The organism is Lysinibacillus irui, from assembly GCF_028877475.1.
Lineage (GTDB): Bacteria > Bacillota > Bacilli > Bacillales_A > Planococcaceae > Lysinibacillus > Lysinibacillus irui.
On record NZ_CP113527.1, the window covers coordinates 219,030 to 241,913 of the forward strand.

Genomic DNA, 22,884 nt, shown 5'->3' on the forward strand with positions numbered 1-22,884 from the left:
CGAAGAAGTAGAAGCAGGCAGTAACTTTGTTCTTTGAAAACTGGATAAAACGACATTGAAATTGTAACAAACACATTTATTTTTTAAGTTTTTTATAGGCTTAATAACATTAGTAAGGTTTCAAGACACAAGCAGTTCTAGGAAGCAATCGAGTGAATGAAGGAGCGTACTTCAGTACGTGACTGATTGAACGAGTGAAGCTGACAACGAAATGCGATGTGTATTGAAAGCTGTAGGTTAAGTTATTAAGGGCGCACGGCGAATGCCTTGGCACTAGGAGCCGAAGAAGGACGGCACTAACACCGATATGCTTCGGGGAGCTGTAAGTGAGCTTTGATCCGGAGATTTCCGAATGGGGGAACCCACTACGTTTAATCGCGTAGTATCTTGACGTGAATACATAGCGTCTTGAAGGCAGACCCAGGGAACTGAAACATCTAAGTACCTGGAGGAAGAGAAAGAAAAATCGATTCCCTGAGTAGCGGCGAGCGAAACGGGAAGAGCCCAAACCAAGAGGCTTGCCTCTTGGGGTTGTAGGACACTCTATACGGAGTTACAAAAGAGCGAGTTAGATGAAGCGACTTGGAAAGGTCCGCCAGAGCAGGTAAAAGCCCTGTAGTCGAAAGTTCGTTCTCTCCTGAGTGGATCCTGAGTACGGCGGAACACGTGAAATTCCGTCGGAATCCGGGAGGACCATCTCCCAAGGCTAAATACTACCTAGTGACCGATAGTGAACCAGTACCGTGAGGGAAAGGTGAAAAGCACCCCGGGAGGGGAGTGAAAGAGATCCTGAAACCGTGTGCCTACAAGTAGTTAGAGCCCGTTAATGGGTGATAGCGTGCCTTTTGTAGAATGAACCGGCGAGTTACGATTACGTGCAAGGTTAAGCTTTAGAAGGCGGAGCCGCAGCGAAAGCGAGTCTGAATAGGGCGAAATAGTACGTGGTCGTAGACCCGAAACCAGGTGATCTACCCATGTCCAGGGTGAAGGTAAGGTAACACTTACTGGAGGCCCGAACCCACGCACGTTGAAAAGTGCGGGGATGAGGTGTGGGTAGCGGAGAAATTCCAATCGAACTTGGAGATAGCTGGTTCTCTCCGAAATAGCTTTAGGGCTAGCCTCGTGATGAGAATACTGGAGGTAGAGCACTGTTTGGACTAGGGGGCCATCCCGGTTTACCGAATTCAGACAAACTCCGAATGCCAGATATTTATACACGGGAGTCAGACTGCGAGTGATAAGATCCGTAGTCAAAAGGGAAACAGCCCAGACCACCAGCTAAGGTCCCAAAGTAATCGTTAAGTGGAAAAGGATGTGGCGTTGCACAGACAACCAGGATGTTGGCTTAGAAGCAGCCATCATTTAAAGAGTGCGTAATAGCTCACTGGTCGAGTGACGCTGCGCCGAAAATGTATCGGGGCTAAACGATTCACCGAAGCTGTGGATTGACATCTACGATGTCAGTGGTAGGAGAGCGTTCTAAGTGCGTTGAAGTCAGACCGGAAGGACTGGTGGAGCGCTTAGAAGTGAGAATGCCGGTATGAGTAGCGAAAGACGGGTGAGAATCCCGTCCACCGTATGACTAAGGTTTCCTGAGGAAGGCTCGTCCGCTCAGGGTTAGTCGGGACCTAAGCCGAGGCCGACAGGCGTAGGCGATGGACAACAGGTTGATATTCCTGTACCACCTCCTCACCGTTTGAGAAATGGGGGGACGCAGTAGGATAGGGTAAGCGCGCTGTTGGTTATGCGCGTCCAAGCAGTAAGGCGTGTGTGTAGGCAAATCCGCACACTGTAACGTTGAGCTGTGATGGCGAGTCCGTATGGACGAAGTTCCTGATTTCACACTGCCAAGAAAAGCCTCTATCGAGGTGAGAGGTGCCCGTACCGCAAACCGACACAGGTAGTCGAGGAGAGAATCCTAAGGTGTGCGAGAGAACTCTCGTTAAGGAACTCGGCAAAATGACCCCGTAACTTCGGGAGAAGGGGTGCTCTTGAGCGTGCAAGCGCATGAGAGCCGCAGTGAATAGGCCCAGGCGACTGTTTAGCAAAAACACAGGTCTCTGCAAAACCGTAAGGTGACGTATAGGGGCTGACGCCTGCCCGGTGCTGGAAGGTTAAGAGGAGTGGTTAGCGCAAGCGAAGCTGCGAATTGAAGCCCCAGTAAACGGCGGCCGTAACTATAACGGTCCTAAGGTAGCGAAATTCCTTGTCGGGTAAGTTCCGACCCGCACGAAAGGCGTAACGATCTGGGCACTGTCTCAACGAGAGACTCGGTGAAATTATAGTACCTGTGAAGATGCAGGTTACCCGCGACAGGACGGAAAGACCCCGTGGAGCTTTACTGTAGCCTGATATTGAATTTTGGTACAACTTGTACAGGATAGGTAGGAGCCAGAGATCTCGGAGCGCCAGCTTCGAAGGAGGCGTCGGTGGGATACTACCCTGGTTGTATTGAAATTCTAACCCATGCCCCTTAGCGGGGCAGGAGACAGTGTCAGGCGGACAGTTTGACTGGGGCGGTCGCCTCCTAAAAGGTAACGGAGGCGCCCAAAGGTTCCCTCAGAATGGTTGGAAATCATTCGTAGAGTGTAAAGGCACAAGGGAGCTTGACTGCGAGACCTACAAGTCGAGCAGGGTCGAAAGACGGGCTTAGTGATCCGGTGGTTCCGCATGGAAGGGCCATCGCTCAACGGATAAAAGCTACCCCGGGGATAACAGGCTTATCTCCCCCAAGAGTCCACATCGACGGGGAGGTTTGGCACCTCGATGTCGGCTCATCGCATCCTGGGGCTGTAGTCGGTCCCAAGGGTTGGGCTGTTCGCCCATTAAAGCGGTACGCGAGCTGGGTTCAGAACGTCGTGAGACAGTTCGGTCCCTATCCGTCGTGGGCGTAGGAAATTTGAGAGGAGCTGTCCTTAGTACGAGAGGACCGGGATGGACACACCGCTGGTGTACCAGTTGTCTTGCCAAAGGCATCGCTGGGTAGCTATGTGTGGACGGGATAAGTGCTGAAAGCATCTAAGCATGAAGCCCCCCTCAAGATGAGATTTCCCATTACACAAGTAAGTAAGATCCCTCAAAGACGATGAGGTAGATAGGTTCGAGGTGGAAGTGTGGTGACACATGGAGCTGACGAATACTAATCGATCGAGGACTTAACCAAATTGTTTGAAGCATTCAATGTACGTTTATCTAGTTTTGAAAGAATAAGTCTTTCAACTGAATAAGTGAAGTGATGATGGCAAAGAGGCCACACCCGTTCCCATACCGAACACGGAAGTTAAGCTCTTTAGCGCCGATGGTAGTTGGGGGCTTCCCCCTGTGAGAGTAGGACGTCGCTTCGCTTATTTTTTGTGGAGGATTAGCTCAGCTGGGAGAGCACCTGCCTTACAAGCAGGGGGTCGGCGGTTCGAGCCCGTCATCCTCCACCATATGGTCCCGTGGTGTAGCGGTTAACATGCCTGCCTGTCACGCAGGAGATCGCCGGTTCGATCCCGGTCGGGACCGCCATTATTTTTGCCGGTGTAGCTCAGTTGGTAGAGCAACTGACTTGTAATCAGTAGGTCGTGGGTTCGACTCCTATCGCCGGCACCATTCCCTTGGAGGGGTAGCGAAGTGGCTAAACGCGGCGGACTGTAAATCCGCTCCTTAGGGTTCGGCGGTTCGAATCCGTCCCCCTCCACCATTTTAGGGGCATAGTTCAACGGTAGAATAGAGGTCTCCAAAACCTTTGGTGTGGGTTCGATTCCTACTGCCCCTGCCAGGTATTGAGGTACTCGTTCATATACAGCTGTTATGATTTATATAGTGGCGATTGTGGCGAAGTGGTTAACGCATCGGATTGTGGTTCCGACATTCGTGGGTTCGATTCCCATCAGTCGCCCCATTTCAACATTGGGGTATAGCCAAGCGGTAAGGCAACGGATTTTGATTCCGTCATGCCTAGGTTCGAATCCTAGTACCCCAGCCATTTTTTTCTTTAACGAGCCATTAGCTCAGTTGGTAGAGCATCTGACTTTTAATCAGAGGGTCGAAGGTTCGAGTCCTTCATGGCTCATCATTTTTATTTACTAAGCGCCCGTAGCTCAATTGGATAGAGCGTCTGACTACGGATCAGAAGGTTATGGGTTCGACTCCTGTCGGGCGCGCCAATAAATATATTTTACGGAATGTAGCTCAGCTTGGTAGAGCACTTGGTTTGGGACCAAGGGGTCGTAGGTTCGAATCCTGTCATTCCGACCATCTTTTATTTAAATGGGGCCTTAGCTCAGCTGGGAGAGCGCCTGCCTTGCACGCAGGAGGTCAGCGGTTCGATCCCGCTAGGCTCCACCATTTCAATATTTTTGGAGGTATACCCAAGTCTGGCTGAAGGGATCGGTCTTGAAAACCGACAGGCGGGTAACACCGCGCGGGGGTTCGAATCCCTCTACCTCCTCCATTTCGGGTCAGTAGCTCAGTTGGTAGAGCATTAGATTGAAGCTCTAAGTGTCGGCGGTTCGATTCCGTCCTGACCCACCATTATTTGCGGGTGTAGTTTAATGGTAAAACCTCAGCCTTCCAAGCTGATGTCGTGAGTTCGATTCTCATCACCCGCTCCAAAATGGGCCTATAGCTCAGCTGGTTAGAGCGCACGCCTGATAAGCGTGAGGTCGATGGTTCGAGTCCATTTAGGCCCATCATTATTCCGAAGTAGCTCAGTTGGTAGTAGCACCTGACTGTTAATCAGGTTGTCGCAGGTTCGAGTCCTGCCTTCGGAGCCACGGCCCGTTGGTCAAGTGGTTAAGACACCGCCCTTTCACGGCGGTAACACGGGTTCGAATCCCGTACGGGTCATCAAGCATGTAGCACAGATGTGTGTTACATGCTTTTTTCTATATGTAGATGTTCAACCAAGACTATAAAACCATTAAAAGGTTCTGTAGCTTTTTTATGGTGAACATAGGACAGTATAAGTGCTTTAGCTCATTTCAAGGTCCTGTTCCATTTATCAATCACATGTTTCACCCACTAATAAATTTGAACAAACTATTTCATATATGCAATATGTATGTTTTTTCAACAGCTATTTTCATGGTGCTTGCCGTATCGTTGCTCTAATATGAGGGTAAGTGGAGGAATCGATATGAGTATACAGGAGATAGAGCAATTCTTAAGTCAATATCAGAAAGAACAAAATAAATCAGATCTTTGGTTAGAGAATAGATTGCAAGAGATTAAGAGTGAAGGTGAATATTACCCCACAACAGAGGAACTAGTTTTTGGAGCACGTGTCGCATGGCGTAATAGTAACAAATGTATTGGACGCTTGTTTTGGCAGTCATTGCATGTAGTAGACGCACGAGATCTTTTAGACGAAGAGGATATTTTTCGAAAATTACTAGAGCATATCGATTATGCAACAAATAGTGGGAAAATCCGCCCTACAATAACCGTGTTTGCCTCAGATCGAGTACGGATTTGGAATCACCAACTTATCCGTTATGCGGGCTATGAAACGGAATTAGGTGTTATAGGTGATTCTCATTCTGTTGCGTTTACACAAGTATGTGAAACGCTAGGCTGGAAAAGTGAGAGAACAGCTTTTGATGTGTTACCACTTGTTATACAAGTAGATGGGCGAGCTCCAAGGCTGTTTACAATTCCAGCAGAATATATTTTAGAGGTGCCAATCCGCCATCCAGAGGAAGCTGAAATAGAAAAATTAGAGATGAAATGGTATGCTGTACCCATTATCTCGAGTATGCGTTTTCGAATGGCAGGCATTGATTACCAAGCTGCTCCTTTTAATGGTTGGTATATGGGGACAGAAATTGGAGCACGTAATTTAGCTGATCATGACCGCTATAATATGCTACCAGCTATTGCTGAGATTTTTAATCTTGATACAACCAAACAAGCTTCTCTTTGGCGTGATCGTGCATTAGTGGAGCTTAATATAGCAGTTCTCCATTCCTTTAAAGAAGATGGGGTAAGCATTGTCGATCATCATACAGCGGCTCAGCAGTTTAAATTGTTTGAGGAAGCAGAGCTATCGGCTGAACGGGAAGTTACAGGCAACTGGACATGGTTAATTCCACCGCTTTCACCTGCAACAACGCATATTTTCCATAAGCCCTATGTAAATGTCTATCATACACCAAATTATTTTTATCAAAAACCATGCTATTAACAATAGAAGACTCTTCAATTTCCTATCAGTAAATTTATCAATTAATTGTATTTTAAGAAGAGGGTGATCCACTATGTTGGAGCAGCAAATTCCAGATATCCCGTGGCAACAATTGACCACACCTTATGGAAGAGGTGCAGCCATTCCGCAGCTGATTGAAGAGGAAAATTACCGACAACTAGCTGAGTTAATTGAACATCAAGGTACACTTTGGCAGGTGACACCATGGGTTTTGTTAATCCTTTTAAAAAAGCTGGGTAGTCAAGATAAGGAGGATGTCTCCTTACAAGAAATTGAACTTTATTTAGCCGTTGCTCAGGCGATTACTGTGGATTATTTAGAGCCAACACAAACTGTTCAACCCATGCAGAAGCTGCTAGATAGAAACTACTTATGGACAGAAAATGAAGAGGATGACGATCAAGAGTGGGAAAGAGAAACGCCGACGGGCTATGAGCAGACAGCATTTTTAAGCTATTATTATTTCAGCTATCTACTCTTACAAGAGGCTATCCCTAGTTTAACGGCTATTACAGTGCACAATAACGAAGCAGCAGACCGTCTTGCGGAACTGCTAAGGTTATTAGAGCAGCTGAATAAATAGGTTGATAAAAAAGCAGATGAGAAACATATGCCATTTCCCATCTGCTCCAATTTAATGGACATATTCATCTTTAGAAGCTCTCATTGAGCAGAAGAAAAGTACCATTGCCACAACTACAAAAAGCCAGCCAGCAATATCCCAGCCACCGAATAAATCATGCAAGTAGCCAAAAAGAATAGGACCAATTGCGGCAAATAAATACCCTAAAGATTGTGCAAAGCCTGATAAATCTGCTGCTTCAAAGGCAGTACGGGTGCGAAGGGTGAAAAACATCATGGCTAATGCGAATGAAGAACCACCTGCTAATCCTAGAAGGACCATCCAAAGTACTCCAAGGCTTGTCCATTCCATTACAACACCAACAAAGCCTACTAAATAGAACGACGTAAACATCAGTACAAGAGGTCGCTGTGAAGTCATTTTACTAGCAATAATAGGCACAGCTAATGCCATTGGAACTTGAGAGAATTGCATAATAGAAAACATCCAGCCAGCCTTATCAGGAGCTAATCCTTGGGCAATATAGATTTCTGGAATCCAAGCTGCAGTCGTGTAGAATAATAAAGACTGTAAACCCATTGCGCCTGTGACGGCCCACGTAACAGGTGATTTCCATAGTGGTGGACCTGACTTTTTAGATGAGGTAGTTGGTTCAGGTTTATTTGATTTTAATTGAGGTATCCAAATTAAAATCGTAACGACAACAAGTACAAGAGCAATGGCCAAAGCCCCTTGCCAGCCTAATGATGAATTAGCTATTGGATAGCTAATACCTGCGCCAAGGCCAGCAGTTAAATTCATGGACATGGTGAAGAAGGCCATCAGTAAGCCTACATGGTATGGAAATTTCAATTTTAGTAATCCTGGAATGAGTACATTTCCAAAAGATATTGCTACGCCAATTAGCATAGTACCAAATATAAGTAATCCTGTTGTTCCAAGTGAGCGTAGAACTATCCCTAAGGCCAATAGAATAGTGGATAAAAATAAAGTAAGCTCAAGCCCTAGTTTACGTGCTACGATAGGTGCAAAAGGCGATATGATGGCAAAAGCAAGCAATGGAATAGTTGTTAGAAAGCCTGCTAATACATTAGAGATACCAAGATCATCACGGATAAAGGATATGATTGGACCAACAACAGTTAATGGCATTCGTAATGTAGAGGCAATAAAAATAACCCCAAAGACTAAAAGTAATGTTGTTCCTTTCCAGCTAATTTTTTTACTTGGATAACTAGCGGAATGATCATTTGTAGTCAAAATAACTCCCCCCTGTTATTAACCATTCTAATTGAACTACTATAACACTTTATCACACTATTAAAAATAGTAGAAGATTCATAAAATACAGAACATTTTCCGTGTTGTTGAAATGTCTATGGTCTTATGTTAGTATAATAATCATCATAAATTTAATAATTATATGCCTCATGTTTGTATTGAGGTAGAGGTCGCGATATTTATAAGTATGCTAATTGAAATGACAAGCATTGATGAGATTAGCTGAAAGGAAATATTGCCGAAGTGTGAGGGGACTTGAAAACCTCATGCTGGGGCTGTCTCCGAAAGGAACAGAACTGTCACGTTTGTACAACGTGTTGAGCTATCATTTAGGAAAAACTGAGGATTAACTTAGCCATCACATTGTTCATGTGATGGCATTTTTTTGCCTCATAAATAGGAAGGAAGCTATATCGTGAGTGAAATAAAAGTAAATCAGCTCGGTCATAACGAACCAAAGCTGAAAAAAGAATTAAAAAGCCGTCATATTACAATGATTTCTTTAGGCGGTACAATTGGTACGGGGCTATTTTTAGCTAGTGGTGGTGCCATTGCACAAGCAGGGCCAGGAGGCGCATTGCTTGCCTATGCCTTAATTGGTGTTATGGTGTACTTCCTAATGACGAGCTTAGGAGAGATGGCTGCTTATATGCCATCATCAGGTTCATTTAGTACGTATGCAACAAAATTCGTAGATCCAGCACTAGGCTTCGCTTTAGGTTGGAACTATTGGTATAACTGGGCAATTACGATTGCAGCAGAAATTGCAGCAGTGTCTTTAATAATGAAATATTGGTTCCCAGATAGCTCATCAGCACTTTGGACAGTATTATTTATTGCTGTTGTGCTAACGTTTAATTTACTTTCTGTAAAGAGCTATGGTGAAAGTGAATATTGGTTTGCTATGATTAAAGTAGCAACGGTCATTGTTTTTATTATTATTAGTTTATTAATGATTTTTGGTATTTTAGGTGGTCAGGCACCTGTAGGCTTCACAAATTTCTTTATTAGTGATGGGCCATTCCATGGGGGCTTCCTTGCTACCTTTGGTATTTTCCTGGCTGCAGGGTTTTCATTCCAAGGAACAGAGCTTCTAGGTATAACAGCTGGTGAAACTGATGATCCAGGTAAAAATATTCCGAAAGCTGTAAAATCCGTATTCTGGCGTATTCTTTTATTCTATATTTTAGCAATTGGTGCAATAGGAATGCTGATTCCTTTCACAGATGAGCGCCTATTATCAGAAGATATTGCAGTATCACCATTTACATTAGTGTTTGATCGCTTAGGTATCGCCTTTGCTGCGTCGTTAATGAACGCTATTATTTTAACGGCTATGCTATCAGCAGGTAACTCAGGGCTTTATGCATCATCTCGTATGTTATGGCAATTAGCGGTGGATGGTCATGCGCCTAAAATCTTTACAAAGCTTAGTCGCCGTGGTATTCCAATTTACGCGCTACTAGCAACATTAGCTGTAGGCTGTTTAGCATTTTTAGCGTCATTTTTCGGTGACGGTGTGGTGTATATCTGGCTATTAAATGCCTCTGGAATGTCTGGCTTTATTGCATGGCTTGGCATTGCATTTAGTCATTATCGTTTCCGTCGTGCATTCGACGCACAGGGCTTAGATCCAAAGCTATTACCTTATAAAGCAAAATTGTATCCATTCGGACCACTATTCGCCTTTACAGTTTGTATGATTGTGGTCATTGGACAAAATTACACAGCCTTTACAGGAGACAAAATCGATTGGTACGGTATTCTAGTTTCTTATATTGGAATTCCATTTTTCTTACTATTATGGTTAGGCTATAAAATTAAACATAAAACAAAAATGCTTCCACTTAATGAGTGTGATTTAAAAGTGGAGGATTAAATAGAAAAGCTGTTCTGTATACCGTTGTATGACGGTTGATAGGACGGCTTTTTTATATTTGGGCGTTAAATTTATTTCTTAATCTATATCATATATATGGTAATATACTATAGATGTGGAAAGTCATACTAATGGCTTTTTAGTTAGGAAGAGGTGCATGAAAATGCAAAAACATATTTTACTAGTTGAAGATGATGAGGCTATTCGTGAAATGGTAGAAAACTTTTTACTATTGGAAGGCTTCGGTGTTACAACTGCAAAGAATGGAGAAGAGGCATTACAGTATTGTTTAAACCATTCATTTGATTTAGTTATCTTAGATATTATGATTCCTAAACTTAATGGATTAGAAGTACTAAAAATAATTCGAGAACAAGCAGCGCTTCCTATCATCATTATGTCAGCAAAGGATAGTGATGTAGATAAAGCTTTAGGGTTAGGCTTAGGTGCAGATGATTATATTGCTAAACCATTTTCTATGCTAGAGTTTTCTGCTCGCGTAAAAGCCGTTATTAGACGAGCAACCAAATATTCTAGTCAAGTGGATAACAAACAAGATGTAGTAGTGATCGATAATTTAACGATAAATATGATTAACTTTTCTGTAGATAAAGATGGGCAAGAAGTGAAACTAACATCTAAGGAATTTGCCATTTTAAAATTGCTTGTAACAAATCGCCAGCGAGTTTTTACTAAGGAGCAAATTTATCAGACAATATGGAAAGATACTTACTACGGTGATGAAAATATTATTAATGTACATATAAGAAGACTTCGCGAAAAAATTGAAGATGATCCGTCTAATCCTCATTATATAAAAACGCTGTGGGGAATTGGCTATAAGTTTGAGGGATAAAATATGACGTTATGTCTATTACTAATTATTTTGTTGCTGGCGGGTATTATTCTTTATCAAAGAAAAGTAAAAAAAGAACAAGATGATACAATCCAATACATGCATGAAAAAATACAAGCAATTGTTAATAAACCAACTAATGAAAAGGTTTTAGTTGCTACGACAAATCCAGAAATTCAGCAATTACTGATTACAATAAATGCCTTATTGGATGACAAGCAAAAGGTTCTTGCTACACATCGAAAAATGGAAGATTCAATGAAAAAGATGTTGGCAAATATTTCACATGATCTTAAAACACCTTTAACAGTTGTATTAGGCTATATTGAAATACTTCAGCTTCAAAGTTCAATTAGTGAGGAAGAGCGACAGCGATTACTCACTGGTGTTCATGCTAAAACGTTAGAAGTATTAAAAATCATTCATACATTTTTTGATCTGGCAAAATTAGAGGCAGGAGATGCAAATTATCCAATCACGAAAATCAATATTTGTGAAATATGCCGAAAAAATATTTTATCCTTTTACGATATGGTCACATCGGTGGGATTAAATATCAATATTTCAATCCCCGAACTTCCTATGTATGCCCTTGGTAATGAAGAAGCGTTAGATAGAGTTTTAAACAATCTATTATCAAATGCTATAGCTTATGGAGCGGATGGCAATGTGATTGGCTTAACCGTAAGAAATGATGAGACAAACATTTATATTGATGTGTGGGATCAAGGCAAGGGCATTGATGAATATCATATCGATACTGTTTTTGAAAGAATGTATACACTAGAAGACTCTCGAAATAAATCCTTCCAGGGAAGCGGCCTAGGTCTAACCATTACAAAGCGTCTTGTGGAAATAATGGATGGTTCCATCCAGCTATCAAGTATTCCTTATAAAAAGACCATTTTTACAATTGCTTTAAAACGAATGATGTATTGAATTCACACTGCCTGTAGAGCTTTCAATGCTTTACAGGCTTTTATTTTGCTCTTAAGAAATTTGTAAGAATCAAGTAATTAATTAGAGAGGTTCATTTTTTATAATGAAACTAGCCACAATTGAGGGAGAGATTTACATGACATACATTGTAAAAACAAATCAGCTTACGAAAGTGTACGATGGTAAAGAAGTGGTATCCACTGTCAATATGAACGTCAAAAAGGGAGAGATTTATGGATTTTTAGGTCCAAATGGTGCAGGTAAAACCACTGTCATGAAGATGCTAACAAATCTGACGAAGCCAACAAGCGGGGATGTAGAAATATTTGGCGAAAAGCTGACGGATCGATCCTATGAAGTACTAAAAAGAATGGGAACGATTATTGAGTATCCTATTTTCTATGAAAAATTGACGGCTAAGGAGACCTTAGAACTGCATTGCGAATATATGGGGTATTACGATAAAAAAGAAATTGCTCATGTTCTAAATTTAGTAAAATTATCAAATACAGAAGAGAAACGTGTAAAAGACTTTTCTCTAGGGATGAAACAGAGACTAGGCATTGCACGTGCCATTATAACAAAGCCAGAACTTCTTATTTTAGATGAACCAATTAATGGATTAGATCCTGTAGGGATTAAAGAGTTGAGAGAGCTCTTCAAAATGCTCTGTAAGGAGTATGGTATTACGATTATCATCTCCAGCCATATATTAGGGGAAATTGAACAATTGGCTGATACAATAGGTGTCATTAAGGATGGTAGGCTACTCACGGAAGTTACAATGGAAACAATTAATCGTAATCAAGCAGATTATATTGAAGTCATTGTCAATGATGGCAAGAAGGCAGCTTTTATTTTAGAAAGTGTATTGAAGATTGCTAATTTTAAGCTGATGGACGACAACTCTATTCGAGTTTATGATTCGACAGTATCCCAAAAGAGCCTAACAAAAACATTAATTGAACATGACATCGAAATCGAAGAGATAAGCAAAAAAACAAGCTCACTTGAGGATTATTTCCTAAAATTAATCAATGGAGGAGTTGTCCATGCTTAATTTAATGCGTTTAGAAATGAAAAAGTATCATTTAGGCTCATATGTTAAGGGGGCTATTATTGCTAATTTTATTATTCTTGGATTTCTATTTTTGGTAGTAGGTATTTCCAAAGTGGAGGGGGACCAAGACCTTGAAAATTACCAGGTTGCTTTAAGTGTCATTGAATCAATGATTAGAGTCGTCTTTAGTATTTTTGCTTCTACGTTAATAGCTAAGTTGATTATCGGAGAATATAAATTTAAGACCATCACCTTAGCTTTTATGTATCCTATAAGTAGAAAGAAATTAATCGTCGCGAAGCTTGCCATTGTAATGCTTTTTACGTTTAGTACGATCATCATTTCAAATGCTTTTATTACAACGGCTTTCTGTGTTATTAGTGATAAATTTGATTTGATTCCAAATGTACTATCAAGCTCATTAATCTTACAACACATTCCTTCCGTATTGATGAATGCGATTGCTGCCTCGGGTATAGCTTTAATCCCATTGTATTTCGGAATGAGAAAATACTCCATACCAGCAACTATTATTTCATCGATTATAATAGTATCTCTGACTTCGTCTAATACAGGTAACTTTACGTTAAACGATATTATTTTTATTCCTATTACTTTAGCAATTGTAGGTCTAGGCATTGCCTATTTAGCCATTAGAAATATTGAAAAGGTGGATGTTTAATCAAAAAAATACCAGGTACTCATTCTATCTACAGAGTACCTGGCTTTTTATTATCCAAATATTGTTTCCCACAGTAAGTAAATATTCAGCGTAACAACAATGACTACGACAAACCAACCCAAAATTGTTGTAATACGGTGATTAACTAGGCTACCCATGATGTCTCGTTTACTTGTAAACATAACAAGAGGGATAAGTGCAAAGGCAATACCAAATGATAAAACAACCTGACTAAGAACTAGAGCATAGGTTGCATTCACACCAGATGCAATGATTGCAAGTGGAGGTACCATGGTAATTGCTCTACGTAAATAAAGAGGTATTTTTCTTTGAATAAAGCCTTGCATGACTACATCACCGGCTAAAGTCCCTACAGAGGAGCTAGCAAGCCCTGCAATAAGTAAACCAAGACCAAAAGAAATGGCAGCCAATGGGCCAAGAGCCTCTTTTAAGCCGTTATAGGCAACATCTAAATCTTCAACTACAACGCCTTGTGTATGGAATACTGCTGCGGCGATAATAAGCATGCTCATATTAATAGCTCCAGCAATAATCATAGCGATGATAATATCAATAAATTCAAAACGGAAAATGCGTCTTTTTTCTTCTTCATTACGACCAATAATACGGCTTTGAGTTAATGAAGAATGTAAGTAAATAGCATGAGGCATGACGGTTGCACCTAAAATACCTGTTGCTAATAATAGTGAATCTACACCTTCAAAGTGTGGTGTGAACATGCCAATCGCCACATCGCCCCATGCTGGCTGCGCTAAAAATGTTTGGAAGGCAAATGCTAATACGACAATTAAAACCATACCAGAAATCCCCGCTTCAAAGGCTCTGAATCCTCGTCTTTGGAGTTCTAAAATAGCAAATGAGCCAACCGCTGTAATCAATGCTGCTGGTAGCATTGGAATATTAAATAACAAATAAAGCCCTAAGGCTGCTCCGATGAATTCCGCGAGGTCTGTGGCAATGATAACTAACTCTGCCTGAATCCAAAGGAATATAGAGGTTTTTTTAGAAAAATGCTCGCGTGCCACTTCAGGTAGGTTTTTTCCTGTCGCGATTCCAAGCTTTGCAGATAAGGATTGAATTAAAACAGCCATTAAATTGGAAAAGGCAATTACCCAAAGTAGCAAGTAGCCATATTGTGAGCCTGCTGTTATATTTGTGGCAAAATTGCCAGGGTCGATATAAGCTACGGCTGCAATGAAAGCGGGCCCTAAAAACGGTAAAAAGCGTCGCCAACCTTTTATATCTCCGTCTAAAACAGCCTCGGCTGGCGATTTTGTGACTCGTTTATAAACCATATTGTTCCCTCGTTTCAAAAAGTATCATCAACGAAATAAAGTTTCCTATAGGAAAATAAGATATTAGTATTCTAACGCTAGGAATAAAAAAAGTGAAGTAGTTTGCATTATCTTTTGTTTAATAAGTATGGACAATTCTCATCATTTTCTAATTAGACTTTCACCGCTTGCATCGTTTACGATGAAAAGAAAAGGTGAAGGATGGATTCGACATGACCAATCGAATTTTAATTATAGAAGATGAAGAAAAAATTGGGCGAGTGCTACAGTTAGAGCTTCAATTTGAAGGCTATGAAGCAGTAATGGCTCATACAGGAACAGATGGTTTACTTCAATATCGTGAGCAGCAATGGGATTTAATCCTACTGGATGTCATGCTACCTGAGATGAGTGGTATTGACGTGCTAAAGCGAATTCGTGCAACAGAAACCCAAACACCTATTATTATGCTGACTGCCAAAAGTGAGGTGGAGGATAAAGTAAAGGGGCTAGATTTAGGCGCCAATGATTATGTGACAAAACCGTTTGAAATTGAGGAGCTGCTTGCGCGTATTCGCAATGCTTTACGTTTTTCACAAAAGACTAGTCCAAAGCAAGCTGCTCTCACATTTGGACATTTATCTATAAACGAGCAAACAAGAGAAGTTGTATATTTTGATAAGGAGATTCAACTGACACCCCGAGAATATGATTTGTTGTTCTATTTACTAAAGCATCCAAAACAGGTACTGACTAGAGAGCAAATTCTAGAGGCTGTATGGGGCTATGATTATTATGGAGATACAAATGTTGTAGATGTTTATATTCGTTATGTCCGACAAAAGCTTGAAGCTGCTAATGCAAAGCCCATTATTCAAACGGTTCGTGGAGTTGGGTATGTGCTAAAGGAACATAGCTATGAGACTTAAAACAAAAATTCATTTACTAACAACGATGCTCATGCTTGTCATTTTAGTGGCAACTACTAATGGCATTTATTTTTTGTATGAGAAATTTGCCTATGATACGGAATACAATCAGCTCCAGTCACGGGCAAATGATTTAAGCTCTTCACTGAGTCAGTTAAATGCACAAACCAACCTCCAGCAAGTATTAAGGGTATATATGCCAACGGACGGTGCTGTCTATATTTATGATGGAGAGCGTTTGAAAACAAAGGTTCAGGCTACACTTGAAATGCCAGAGGTCCCTTCCATTACCTACACGATGCCTACCATTTGGATAGACGGAACAGTTGTAGACATAACATTACAGCAATCCATGGAAGAGGTAGAGCAGACATTAGACTTACTAAAGGTGATCTTAGTCGTTGTATCTATTATGGCAACGCTCCCCATTTTCTTAGCAAGCTTAGTACTTGGGCGCTTAATTTTATTACCACTAGAGCGTTTAAACATTACTATGCGTAAAAGTGCAGCGACAGGGAAATATGAAAAAATAGATATTCCTGAAAAGGGTGGAGACGAGTTAACAAACATTAATCGTACCTTTAATATGATGATGGAGAAGCTTGAACAGCATTATCAAAAGCAACAAGAGTTTGTTTCAAATGCTTCCCATGAGCTAAAAACGCCGATTACCGTTATTGAAAGCTATGCAAAATTACTCCTTCGAAGAGGCTTTGATAATCGTGAAGTTGCGCAAGAATCATTACAAGCGATCGCTAATGAATCGACTCGCATGCATGAAATGGTACTACAATTGCTAGAACTAGCTAAAAATAATGAGCATCTGGCTATTCATTTGGAACAGCTAGAGCTTGAACCGTTCTTGCAGAAAGTTGCCTCACAAATGCAGCAGGCTTATCATCGAACATTTATAGTCGATGCGAAGCTTCCAAGATTTATTTATAGTGATGAAAAAATCTTGAAGCAACTACTTTTTATTTTGCTCGATAATGCTAGAAAGTATAGTGAGGATGAGGTGCGTATTCTTACAGCAGAAACAACCAATCATGCCTGCATTACCATCCAAGATTTTGGTATAGGTATTCCAGAGGAGCACTTACCTCATTTGTTTGAGCGTTTTTATCGGGTAACAGAGGATCGAAATCGTAAGACAGGTGGCTCTGGATTAGGGCTTGCGATAGCCCATGAGCTTGCAGAACAACTGGGCATAACCATTGATGTGAAAAGTACACTTGGAGAAGGAACAAGCTTTACCCTATGTATACCAAAGGAGGAGGAGCAATGAAAAAATGGGTTCTGATAATAATTGTTATTCTCCTTCTTTGTAGTGGAACGCTGTGGTTTATTCAGTATCGCTATTTTCATGTTGAACCACTTAGCAAGTCAGAGGCTATAAACCATATTGAAGCCATCTATAAAGCCCATGTTACGCAGGTGAAGAAACAAGGAGACATCTATGAAATGTTTTTTACACGTGACAATGTCAAGTATATAGCTATGCTAGATGCTAAAACACAACAGGTAACTGATTTAACAATAAAAGAAGGACAAACGAAGTTATTGTTAACTGAAAAGCAAATAAGACAAATGGTAAAACAGAAATATGGTGATGTTGAAAGTATCAAGTTAACAGATACCACTTATACGGTACGTGTTGAGAAAGAAAACCAACAAAAAGATTTAACTGTCAATGCCTACTCGGGTGAAATAGTATCGGTGGAAAATGTTGAGCCGCATAAACCACCTGTAGAAGAACCTATAATTACTGAACAACAGGCTATTCAAATAGCGCTAGGACAATTGACGGGGGAAGTGGACTCAGTTGATTTTGAAGAAACGGCAGAAGGTGGTTATTATTTAATTGAAATTGAAACACAGGATGACGAAGCCACTTTTCAAATCCATGCTGTTTCAGGGGAAGTTCTGTCCATTACATGGGATGATGATCAATAATTCATTCTCATGAAATTCTAATGTTTCTCTTATAGTTCTATCATCTTTGCTTGGTAAGCTAAGAATAGATAAAACAAAGGAGAGATAGATATGAAAAAAATGATTATGATTCCAGCATTAGTAGTTACACTTGGGGTTGGTGCAGCGATTGGCTCGACAACATTATTATCTGGAGATGCTCAAGAAAAAAAGGTGTTAACAATGCAAGAGATTGAGAAGAAGGCCCTTACAGTAGTTGATGGTACAGTAGCGGATATCGAGTTAGACAAAAATCAGTATCGTTCTATTTATGAAGTAGAGGTCTATACTGATACAGAAGAATATGATTTGAAATTTGATGCTTATACTGGGAAATTACTCAAGCAGAAAAAAGAACGTCGAGATAACGATGATATGGACGACAATAAACTAGCAACTACAGCAACTACTATCATTACTAAAGAGCAAGCTATCGAAACAGCCTTAAAGAAAGCAAAAGGTACTGTAACAAAAATTAAGCTCGATGATGGTATCTATGAAATTGAATTGAAAGATGGTCAATATGAATATGAAGTAGATGTGGATTCTATGACGGGGAATATTGTTGATTTTGAACAGGATTATAATGACTAATATAGAGGGCTACCGTAAAAGTAGAGCATACTTTTACAGTAGCCTTTTGTTGTTCTACGAATATTTGCTTGGCATTCGTAGGTGAATTCCAAACGATTTCTAAAAAAAGTCTATGTTTTTCTCTCATAAAAGTGAAAAATTTTCTTCTTTACTTTTTTAATTGACAGGCGTAATATGACATCATTATAAAAGTTTCAAATTTCTAAATCGCTGAAGCAACTAAACGCGGGGGACCCATTTTTGACGGATGGCATCAGCCATCCTTGGGGTGAATCTCTTCATTTGAAGAGTAGGGCTACTCAGGCCCGAATCCGACAGCTAACCTCGTAAGCGTTAAGAGCAGAAAAGTTGGAGCTTGGCAGACGGATGAGCGTCTACAAGTCTTATTTAGTGATGACTTGTAGGCGTTTTTTGATCTTATTTAGAAAGGCGAAACACACTCTATAAAACTAGAAGGTGTTTAACAATGAAATCCTCATTCAAACGTTATGTAATCGGTAAACCATTAAGATCCGATGCGTTAGGGGAACAAAAGCTTAGTAAAACAAAGGCATTAGCCATATTATCATCAGATGCCTTGTCTTCAGTAGCCTATGGACCAGAACAAATTTTAATTGTCCTGATGACAGTGGGTACACTTGCCCTTTGGTACTCTCTACCAATTGCTGCTGGAGTCGTTATCTTGCTTGTGGCACTAATTCTCTCCTATCGTCAAGTTATTTTCGCCTATCCACATGGGGGAGGGGCCTATGTAGTATCACGGGAGAATTTAGGGGTAAATGCAGGTCTTGTGGCTGGAGGGTCCTTACTTGTTGATTATATTTTAACAGTAGCGGTAAGTGTATCAGCAGGTACAGATGCCATTACTTCGGCATTTCCAAGCCTCCACCCCTACAATGTACCCATTGCTATATTCTTTGTGGTTTTTTTAACAATCTTAAACTTACGTGGTGTAACAGAATCTGCTTCTATTTTGGCATACCCAGTCTATCTGTTTGTAGGTGTTATGCTCTTGTTAATTGGAATGGGGCTCTATCATGTCGCAACTGGTCAGGTGCCAGCAGAGCTACATCCAAAGGTCGGTACACCGGTTGCAGGAATTAGTTTATTTATTTTATTAAAGGCATTTGCATCAGGGAGCTCAGCTTTAACAGGGGTAGAGGCTATTTCAAATGCCATCCCTAATTTTAAAAATCCTGCTCCTAATAACGCAGCTAAAACGCTTTTAGCAATGGGTGCTATTTTAGCCGTTTTATTTATAGGCATTGTTAGTTTGGCTTATTTTTATGGGATTGCGCCAACAGCGGAAGCTACAGTTGTTTCTCAACTTGCAGAAGCGAGCGTAGGTAGAAATCTATTTTATTACATTGTCCAGGGTACAACGGCAATGATTTTAGTTCTTGCTGCAAATACAGGTTACTCAGCATTTCCTTTGTTAGCAGTAAATTTATCAAAGGATGGCTTTATCCCAAGAATATTCCAAATTCGTGGAGACCGTCTTGGTTATTCAAATGGCATCCTGATGCTAGGTGCAGCGGCTATTGTCTTAATCATTTTATTTGATGGAGCAACTGAGCATTTAATTCCACTATATGCTGTAGGGGTATTTATTCCGTTTACATTAGCGCAAACAGGAATGATGCGAAAATGGTGGCGTGATAAACCTAAAGGATGGATTGCAAAATTTACGATCAACACAATTGGTGCTGCTATTTCTTTCATCGTAGCGATGATGTTTTTTGTAACAAAAATGCCTCAAGTATGGCCAGTGTTTATCTTTTTACCAATTATTATTTTTCTATTCCATCGGATTAAGCTCCATTATCAGGCCGTTGGAGAACAATTAAGATTAAATCATGAGGAACTAGCTGCTATTGAGGGGAATGTTTTTATTGTACCAGTAGCAGGTATAACGAAAGTTGTTGAAAATTCCCTTCATTATGCGAAATCATTACATGTTGAGAAGGTAATTGCATTTTACGTAGCCTTCGACCAAGCGGATGCAAAGGCTTTTGAAGAGAAATGGAAGGCCTGGCAACCAGATGTACGACTAGTAACTTATTATTCACCATATCGCAGTATCACACAGCCATTGATTAAATTTATTGATAAGGTAGAACATCAATGTACGAAGACAGGTCATAAAGTAACAGTTGTCATCCCGCAATTTTTACCAAAAAAAGGGTGGCACCATATGCTACACAATCAATCTAGCTTATTAATTCGTACGACACTGTTATTTCACAGAAATGTCGTCATTATGACAGTACCTTTCCATTTATCAAAATAATGCTAGCAAGCTAGAAAATAGTCTGTTATAATCAGTACGTTGATTGAAAACACGAACGTTTACAATTGAAAAGTTGCAGAATACCATTAAATTCCGAAAAATTAAACTTTTTTCAATATGAGATATAAGCTCTTACCGAATAAAGTGATAAATTGGTTATTCTGATAGTTTCATACAATCCACTCATATAATAGCGAGAATAGGGCTCGCAAGTTTCTACCGATTTACCGTAAATAAATCGACTATGGGTAGCAATGCTTTTAGAGAACTTCAATTTAATGATGTTTTCTATTCGTTTCGACGTTTTTACGCTGAATGCCTTGCTCCACTCGTAGCTGAATGGAAACAAGACATCCAGCGTTTTTTTATTATTATTAACGAAAGAAGGATATGAAAGAAATGAAGTTATTACACGACAAAATTATGCAAGAAGGTAAGGTTTTATCTTCATCAGTATTAAAGGTAGATTCATTTTTAAATCATCAAATTGATCCGATGTTAATGAAGGAAATTGGTCACGAATTCGCAAATCGTTTCTCTGATCAAGTTATTACTAAGATTTTAACAATTGAATCTTCAGGCATTGCGCCATCTGTCATGCTAGGCTTAGAAATTGGTGCACCTGTAGTATTTGCTCGTAAACGTAAATCTTTAACACTTTCAGATAACCTTTACTCATCAAAGGTACATTCATTCACAAAGAATGAAACAAATGATATCTCTGTATCACGTAATTTCTTAAATGAAGATGACAATATTTTAATCATTGACGATTTCTTAGCAAATGGTGAAGCTGTCAAAGGCTTACTTGATATTGCTGCACAAGCTGGTGCGAATGTTGTGGGTGTGGGTATCGTTATTGAAAAGGGCTTCCAAGATGGAGGGAAATTATTGCGTGAACAAGGTGTTCGCGTTGAGTCATTAGCGATTGTAGACTCTCTTGAAGATGGCAAAGTAACATTTGCTGCGGAGGCTCGCGCGTAATGAATACCTTTAAATCAACGACGCTAGCGATTCAACATTTACTTGCGATGTATGCTGGAGCCATCTTAGTGCCACTAATTATTGGTGGGGCAATTGGCTTTGATTCAACACAAATGACGTATTTAGTGGCGATTGATATTATGATGTGCGGGATCGCAACACTTTTACAGGTTTATTCAGGTAAATTTATCGGTATTGGCTTACCAGTAGTACTAGGCTGTACATTCACAGCAGTAAGTCCAATTATTGCTATCGGTACAAACCCGGAGCAAGGTATCACAGATATTTATGGTTCTATTATTGCATCTGGTGTAATTGTGATGATTATTGCTGGCTTCTTCGGTAAGCTTGTGAAATTCTTCCCACCAGTAGTTACGGGATCGGTAGTTTCTATTATTGGTATTTCATTATTACCTGTGGCTTTAAACAATATGGCTGGTGGACAAGGTGCTGAGGATTTTGCCTCTGCTTCTAATGTTGCTTTAGCGTTCATTACATTAGTCATTATTTTAATTGTTTATCGTTTTTCTACAGGGTTTGTCCGTGCAATCTCGATTCTTATTGGATTAGTAGTCGGTACTATTTTAGGTGCATTCATGGGTAAAGTAGATTTTACACCAGTAGCAGATGCTGATGTATTCCATATGGTTCAGCCTTTCTATTTTGGAATGCCAACTTTTGATGTGACTGCAATTATTACCATGACACTCGTAGCAATGGTATCTTTAGTAGAGTCATCTGGTGTCTATTTTGCACTAAGTGATATTTGTAATAAAAAATTAGATTCAAAGGATTTAGCTCGTGGCTATCGTTCTGAAGGTCTTGCTTCAGTAATCGGCGGGATTTTCAATGCTTTTCCATATACAACATTCTCACAAAACGTGGGGCTAACTCGTATGTCAGGTGTAAAAGATCGTAAAGTCATTTACATCACAGGTGGCTTACTTGTAGCACTTGGCTTCCTACCAAAAATCGCAGCGTTAACAACGATTATTCCAACATCTGTACTAGGTGCGGCGATGCTTGCGATGTTCGGTATGGTGATTACACAAGGTATGGGCATGCTTGTACCTGTAATGAATGAATCAGCAGAAAACGCGATGATTGCTGCGATATCAGTAAGCTTAGGTGTTGGTGTATCTGTAGTTCCTGGCATTTTTGATGCACTACCAACAAGCGTTTCAATTCTTACATCTAATGGTATTGTCTGTGGTTCTGTCACAGCAATTATCCTTAATATTTTATTCAACATGATTGGACCTAAGCATAAGGAAGACCCAATGCATGGGGAAATATAAAGGGAAAACTAAATAACATTCATCTAAATACCCCACATATTTTGATGAAAAGA

The 22,884-nt window shown here is 40.3% G+C and carries 16 protein-coding genes, 17 tRNA genes, 2 rRNA genes and 3 riboswitches; of the genes, 33 read left to right on the top strand and 2 right to left on the bottom strand.

The genetic code is table 11. The annotated features are described in order from the left end of the window. Positions 1 to 235 precede the first annotated feature (235 nt). The 21 genes from OU989_RS01055 to OU989_RS01155 all read left to right on the top strand — a co-directional run bounded on the left by OU989_RS01055 (position 236) and on the right by OU989_RS01155 (position 6,773). Positions 236 to 3,163 (top strand): 23S ribosomal RNA (locus OU989_RS01055). A 65-nt stretch (positions 3,164 to 3,228) separates the two neighbouring features. Then, positions 3,229 to 3,344 (top strand): 5S ribosomal RNA (gene rrf, locus OU989_RS01060). Positions 3,345 to 3,355: 11 nt separating this feature from the next. Continuing rightward, positions 3,356 to 3,431 (top strand) — tRNA-Val (locus tag OU989_RS01065). A 3-nt stretch (positions 3,432 to 3,434) separates the two neighbouring features. Further along, positions 3,435 to 3,510 (top strand) — tRNA-Asp (locus OU989_RS01070). An 8-nt stretch (positions 3,511 to 3,518) separates the two neighbouring features. Further along, positions 3,519 to 3,594 (top strand) — tRNA-Thr (locus OU989_RS01075). Positions 3,595 to 3,601: 7 nt separating this feature from the next. Next, positions 3,602 to 3,685: transfer RNA gene (locus OU989_RS01080), tRNA-Tyr, on the top strand. Positions 3,686 to 3,689: 4 nt separating this feature from the next. Beyond that, positions 3,690 to 3,763, top strand: a tRNA-Trp gene (locus OU989_RS01085). Between the two features lie 47 nt (positions 3,764 to 3,810). Then, a tRNA-His gene (locus OU989_RS01090) sits at positions 3,811 to 3,886 on the top strand. Between the two features lie 9 nt (positions 3,887 to 3,895). Next, positions 3,896 to 3,970: transfer RNA gene (locus tag OU989_RS01095), tRNA-Gln, on the top strand. Between the two features lie 14 nt (positions 3,971 to 3,984). Continuing rightward, positions 3,985 to 4,057: transfer RNA gene (locus tag OU989_RS01100), tRNA-Lys, on the top strand. A gap of 17 nt (positions 4,058 to 4,074) precedes the next feature. Then, positions 4,075 to 4,151 (top strand) — tRNA-Arg (locus OU989_RS01105). Between the two features lie 14 nt (positions 4,152 to 4,165). Then, positions 4,166 to 4,242 (top strand) — tRNA-Pro (locus OU989_RS01110). Positions 4,243 to 4,256: 14 nt separating this feature from the next. After that, positions 4,257 to 4,332: transfer RNA gene (locus OU989_RS01115), tRNA-Ala, on the top strand. Between the two features lie 13 nt (positions 4,333 to 4,345). Next, positions 4,346 to 4,438, top strand: a tRNA-Ser gene (locus OU989_RS01120). Between the two features lie 4 nt (positions 4,439 to 4,442). After that, positions 4,443 to 4,518: transfer RNA gene (locus OU989_RS01125), tRNA-Phe, on the top strand. Between the two features lie 6 nt (positions 4,519 to 4,524). Continuing rightward, positions 4,525 to 4,598, top strand: a tRNA-Gly gene (locus tag OU989_RS01130). Positions 4,599 to 4,602: 4 nt separating this feature from the next. Further along, positions 4,603 to 4,676 (top strand) — tRNA-Ile (locus tag OU989_RS01135). Between the two features lie 7 nt (positions 4,677 to 4,683). Then, positions 4,684 to 4,760: transfer RNA gene (locus OU989_RS01140), tRNA-Asn, on the top strand. 1 nt (position 4,761) lies between these two features. Continuing rightward, a tRNA-Glu gene (locus OU989_RS01145) sits at positions 4,762 to 4,833 on the top strand. Positions 4,834 to 5,122: 289 nt separating this feature from the next. After that, positions 5,123 to 6,169 (top strand): nitric oxide synthase oxygenase, encoded by a 1,047-nt coding sequence (locus OU989_RS01150; RefSeq protein WP_274795274.1) that lies wholly within the window; start codon positions 5,123 to 5,125, stop codon positions 6,167 to 6,169. A 73-nt stretch (positions 6,170 to 6,242) separates the two neighbouring features. After that, positions 6,243 to 6,773: a TraB/GumN family protein gene (locus tag OU989_RS01155; protein ID WP_274795275.1), complete on the top strand. Its 531-nt coding sequence runs from the start codon at positions 6,243 to 6,245 to the stop codon at positions 6,771 to 6,773. A gap of 51 nt (positions 6,774 to 6,824) precedes the next feature. On the opposite strand, the gene OU989_RS01160 is transcribed toward OU989_RS01155, so the two are convergent. Then, positions 6,825 to 8,033 carry a CynX/NimT family MFS transporter gene (locus tag OU989_RS01160; protein ID WP_274795276.1) on the bottom strand — a complete coding sequence of 403 codons (1,209 nt, stop codon included), beginning with the start codon at positions 8,031 to 8,033 and terminating at the stop codon, positions 6,825 to 6,827. A gap of 177 nt (positions 8,034 to 8,210) precedes the next feature. Further along, positions 8,211 to 8,387, top strand: a riboswitch (Lysine riboswitch). Positions 8,388 to 8,469: 82 nt separating this feature from the next. On the opposite strand from OU989_RS01160, the gene OU989_RS01165 reads away from it, so the two are divergent. From OU989_RS01165 to OU989_RS01185, 5 genes are all read left to right on the top strand, one after another. Beyond that, positions 8,470 to 9,933 (top strand): amino acid permease, encoded by a 1,464-nt coding sequence (locus tag OU989_RS01165; protein WP_274795277.1) that lies wholly within the window; start codon positions 8,470 to 8,472, stop codon positions 9,931 to 9,933. 163 nt (positions 9,934 to 10,096) lie between these two features. After that, positions 10,097 to 10,789, top strand: a complete 693-nt coding sequence (locus OU989_RS01170) for a response regulator transcription factor (RefSeq protein ID WP_274795278.1) — start codon at positions 10,097 to 10,099, stop codon at positions 10,787 to 10,789. Positions 10,790 to 10,792: 3 nt separating this feature from the next. Continuing rightward, complete coding sequence (locus OU989_RS01175; protein WP_274795279.1) at positions 10,793 to 11,728, top strand: sensor histidine kinase; 936 nt, start codon at positions 10,793 to 10,795, stop codon at positions 11,726 to 11,728. Between the two features lie 136 nt (positions 11,729 to 11,864). Continuing rightward, positions 11,865 to 12,788, top strand: a complete 924-nt coding sequence (locus OU989_RS01180; protein WP_274795280.1) for an ABC transporter ATP-binding protein — start codon at positions 11,865 to 11,867, stop codon at positions 12,786 to 12,788. Next, positions 12,781 to 13,470, top strand: coding sequence for an ABC transporter permease (locus tag OU989_RS01185; RefSeq protein ID WP_274795281.1), 690 nt, complete (start codon positions 12,781 to 12,783; stop codon positions 13,468 to 13,470). Before OU989_RS01180 ends, OU989_RS01185 begins: the two co-directional genes overlap by 8 nt. A gap of 50 nt (positions 13,471 to 13,520) precedes the next feature. On the opposite strand, the gene OU989_RS01190 is transcribed toward OU989_RS01185, so the two are convergent. After that, complete coding sequence (locus OU989_RS01190) at positions 13,521 to 14,786, bottom strand: Nramp family divalent metal transporter (RefSeq protein ID WP_274795282.1); 1,266 nt, start codon at positions 14,784 to 14,786, stop codon at positions 13,521 to 13,523. Between the two features lie 212 nt (positions 14,787 to 14,998). Between OU989_RS01190 and OU989_RS01195 the strand changes: the two genes are divergently transcribed. The 7 genes from OU989_RS01195 (at position 14,999) to OU989_RS01225 (ending at position 22,831) form a co-directional block, all read left to right on the top strand. Then, positions 14,999 to 15,694, top strand: coding sequence for a response regulator transcription factor (locus OU989_RS01195; RefSeq protein WP_274795283.1), 696 nt, complete (start codon positions 14,999 to 15,001; stop codon positions 15,692 to 15,694). After that, entirely contained in the window at positions 15,684 to 16,979 is a 1,296-nt protein-coding gene (locus OU989_RS01200; protein ID WP_274795285.1) for a sensor histidine kinase, read from the top strand. The genes OU989_RS01195 and OU989_RS01200 overlap by 11 nt, the downstream gene beginning before the upstream one ends. Further along, positions 16,976 to 17,647 (top strand): PepSY domain-containing protein, encoded by a 672-nt coding sequence (locus OU989_RS01205; RefSeq protein WP_274795286.1) that lies wholly within the window; start codon positions 16,976 to 16,978, stop codon positions 17,645 to 17,647. The genes OU989_RS01200 and OU989_RS01205 overlap by 4 nt, the downstream gene beginning before the upstream one ends. 90 nt (positions 17,648 to 17,737) lie before the next feature. Then, positions 17,738 to 18,259, top strand: coding sequence for a PepSY domain-containing protein (locus OU989_RS01210; protein WP_274795287.1), 522 nt, complete (start codon positions 17,738 to 17,740; stop codon positions 18,257 to 18,259). 198 nt (positions 18,260 to 18,457) lie between these two features. Next, positions 18,458 to 18,606, top strand: a riboswitch (cyclic di-AMP (ydaO/yuaA leader). Between the two features lie 119 nt (positions 18,607 to 18,725). Further along, a complete protein-coding gene (locus OU989_RS01215) occupies positions 18,726 to 20,549 on the top strand; it encodes an APC family permease (protein WP_274795288.1) in 1,824 nt (607 codons plus the stop codon). Between the two features lie 163 nt (positions 20,550 to 20,712). Further along, positions 20,713 to 20,814: riboswitch (purine riboswitch) on the top strand. A 134-nt stretch (positions 20,815 to 20,948) separates the two neighbouring features. Further along, on the top strand, positions 20,949 to 21,533 hold the full coding sequence (locus tag OU989_RS01220; RefSeq protein ID WP_274795289.1) for a xanthine phosphoribosyltransferase: 585 nt from the start codon (positions 20,949 to 20,951) through the stop codon (positions 21,531 to 21,533). After that, entirely contained in the window at positions 21,533 to 22,831 is a 1,299-nt protein-coding gene (locus tag OU989_RS01225; protein WP_274795290.1) for a nucleobase:cation symporter-2 family protein, read from the top strand. Before OU989_RS01220 ends, OU989_RS01225 begins: the two co-directional genes overlap by 1 nt. Positions 22,832 to 22,884: the final 53 nt, after the last annotated feature.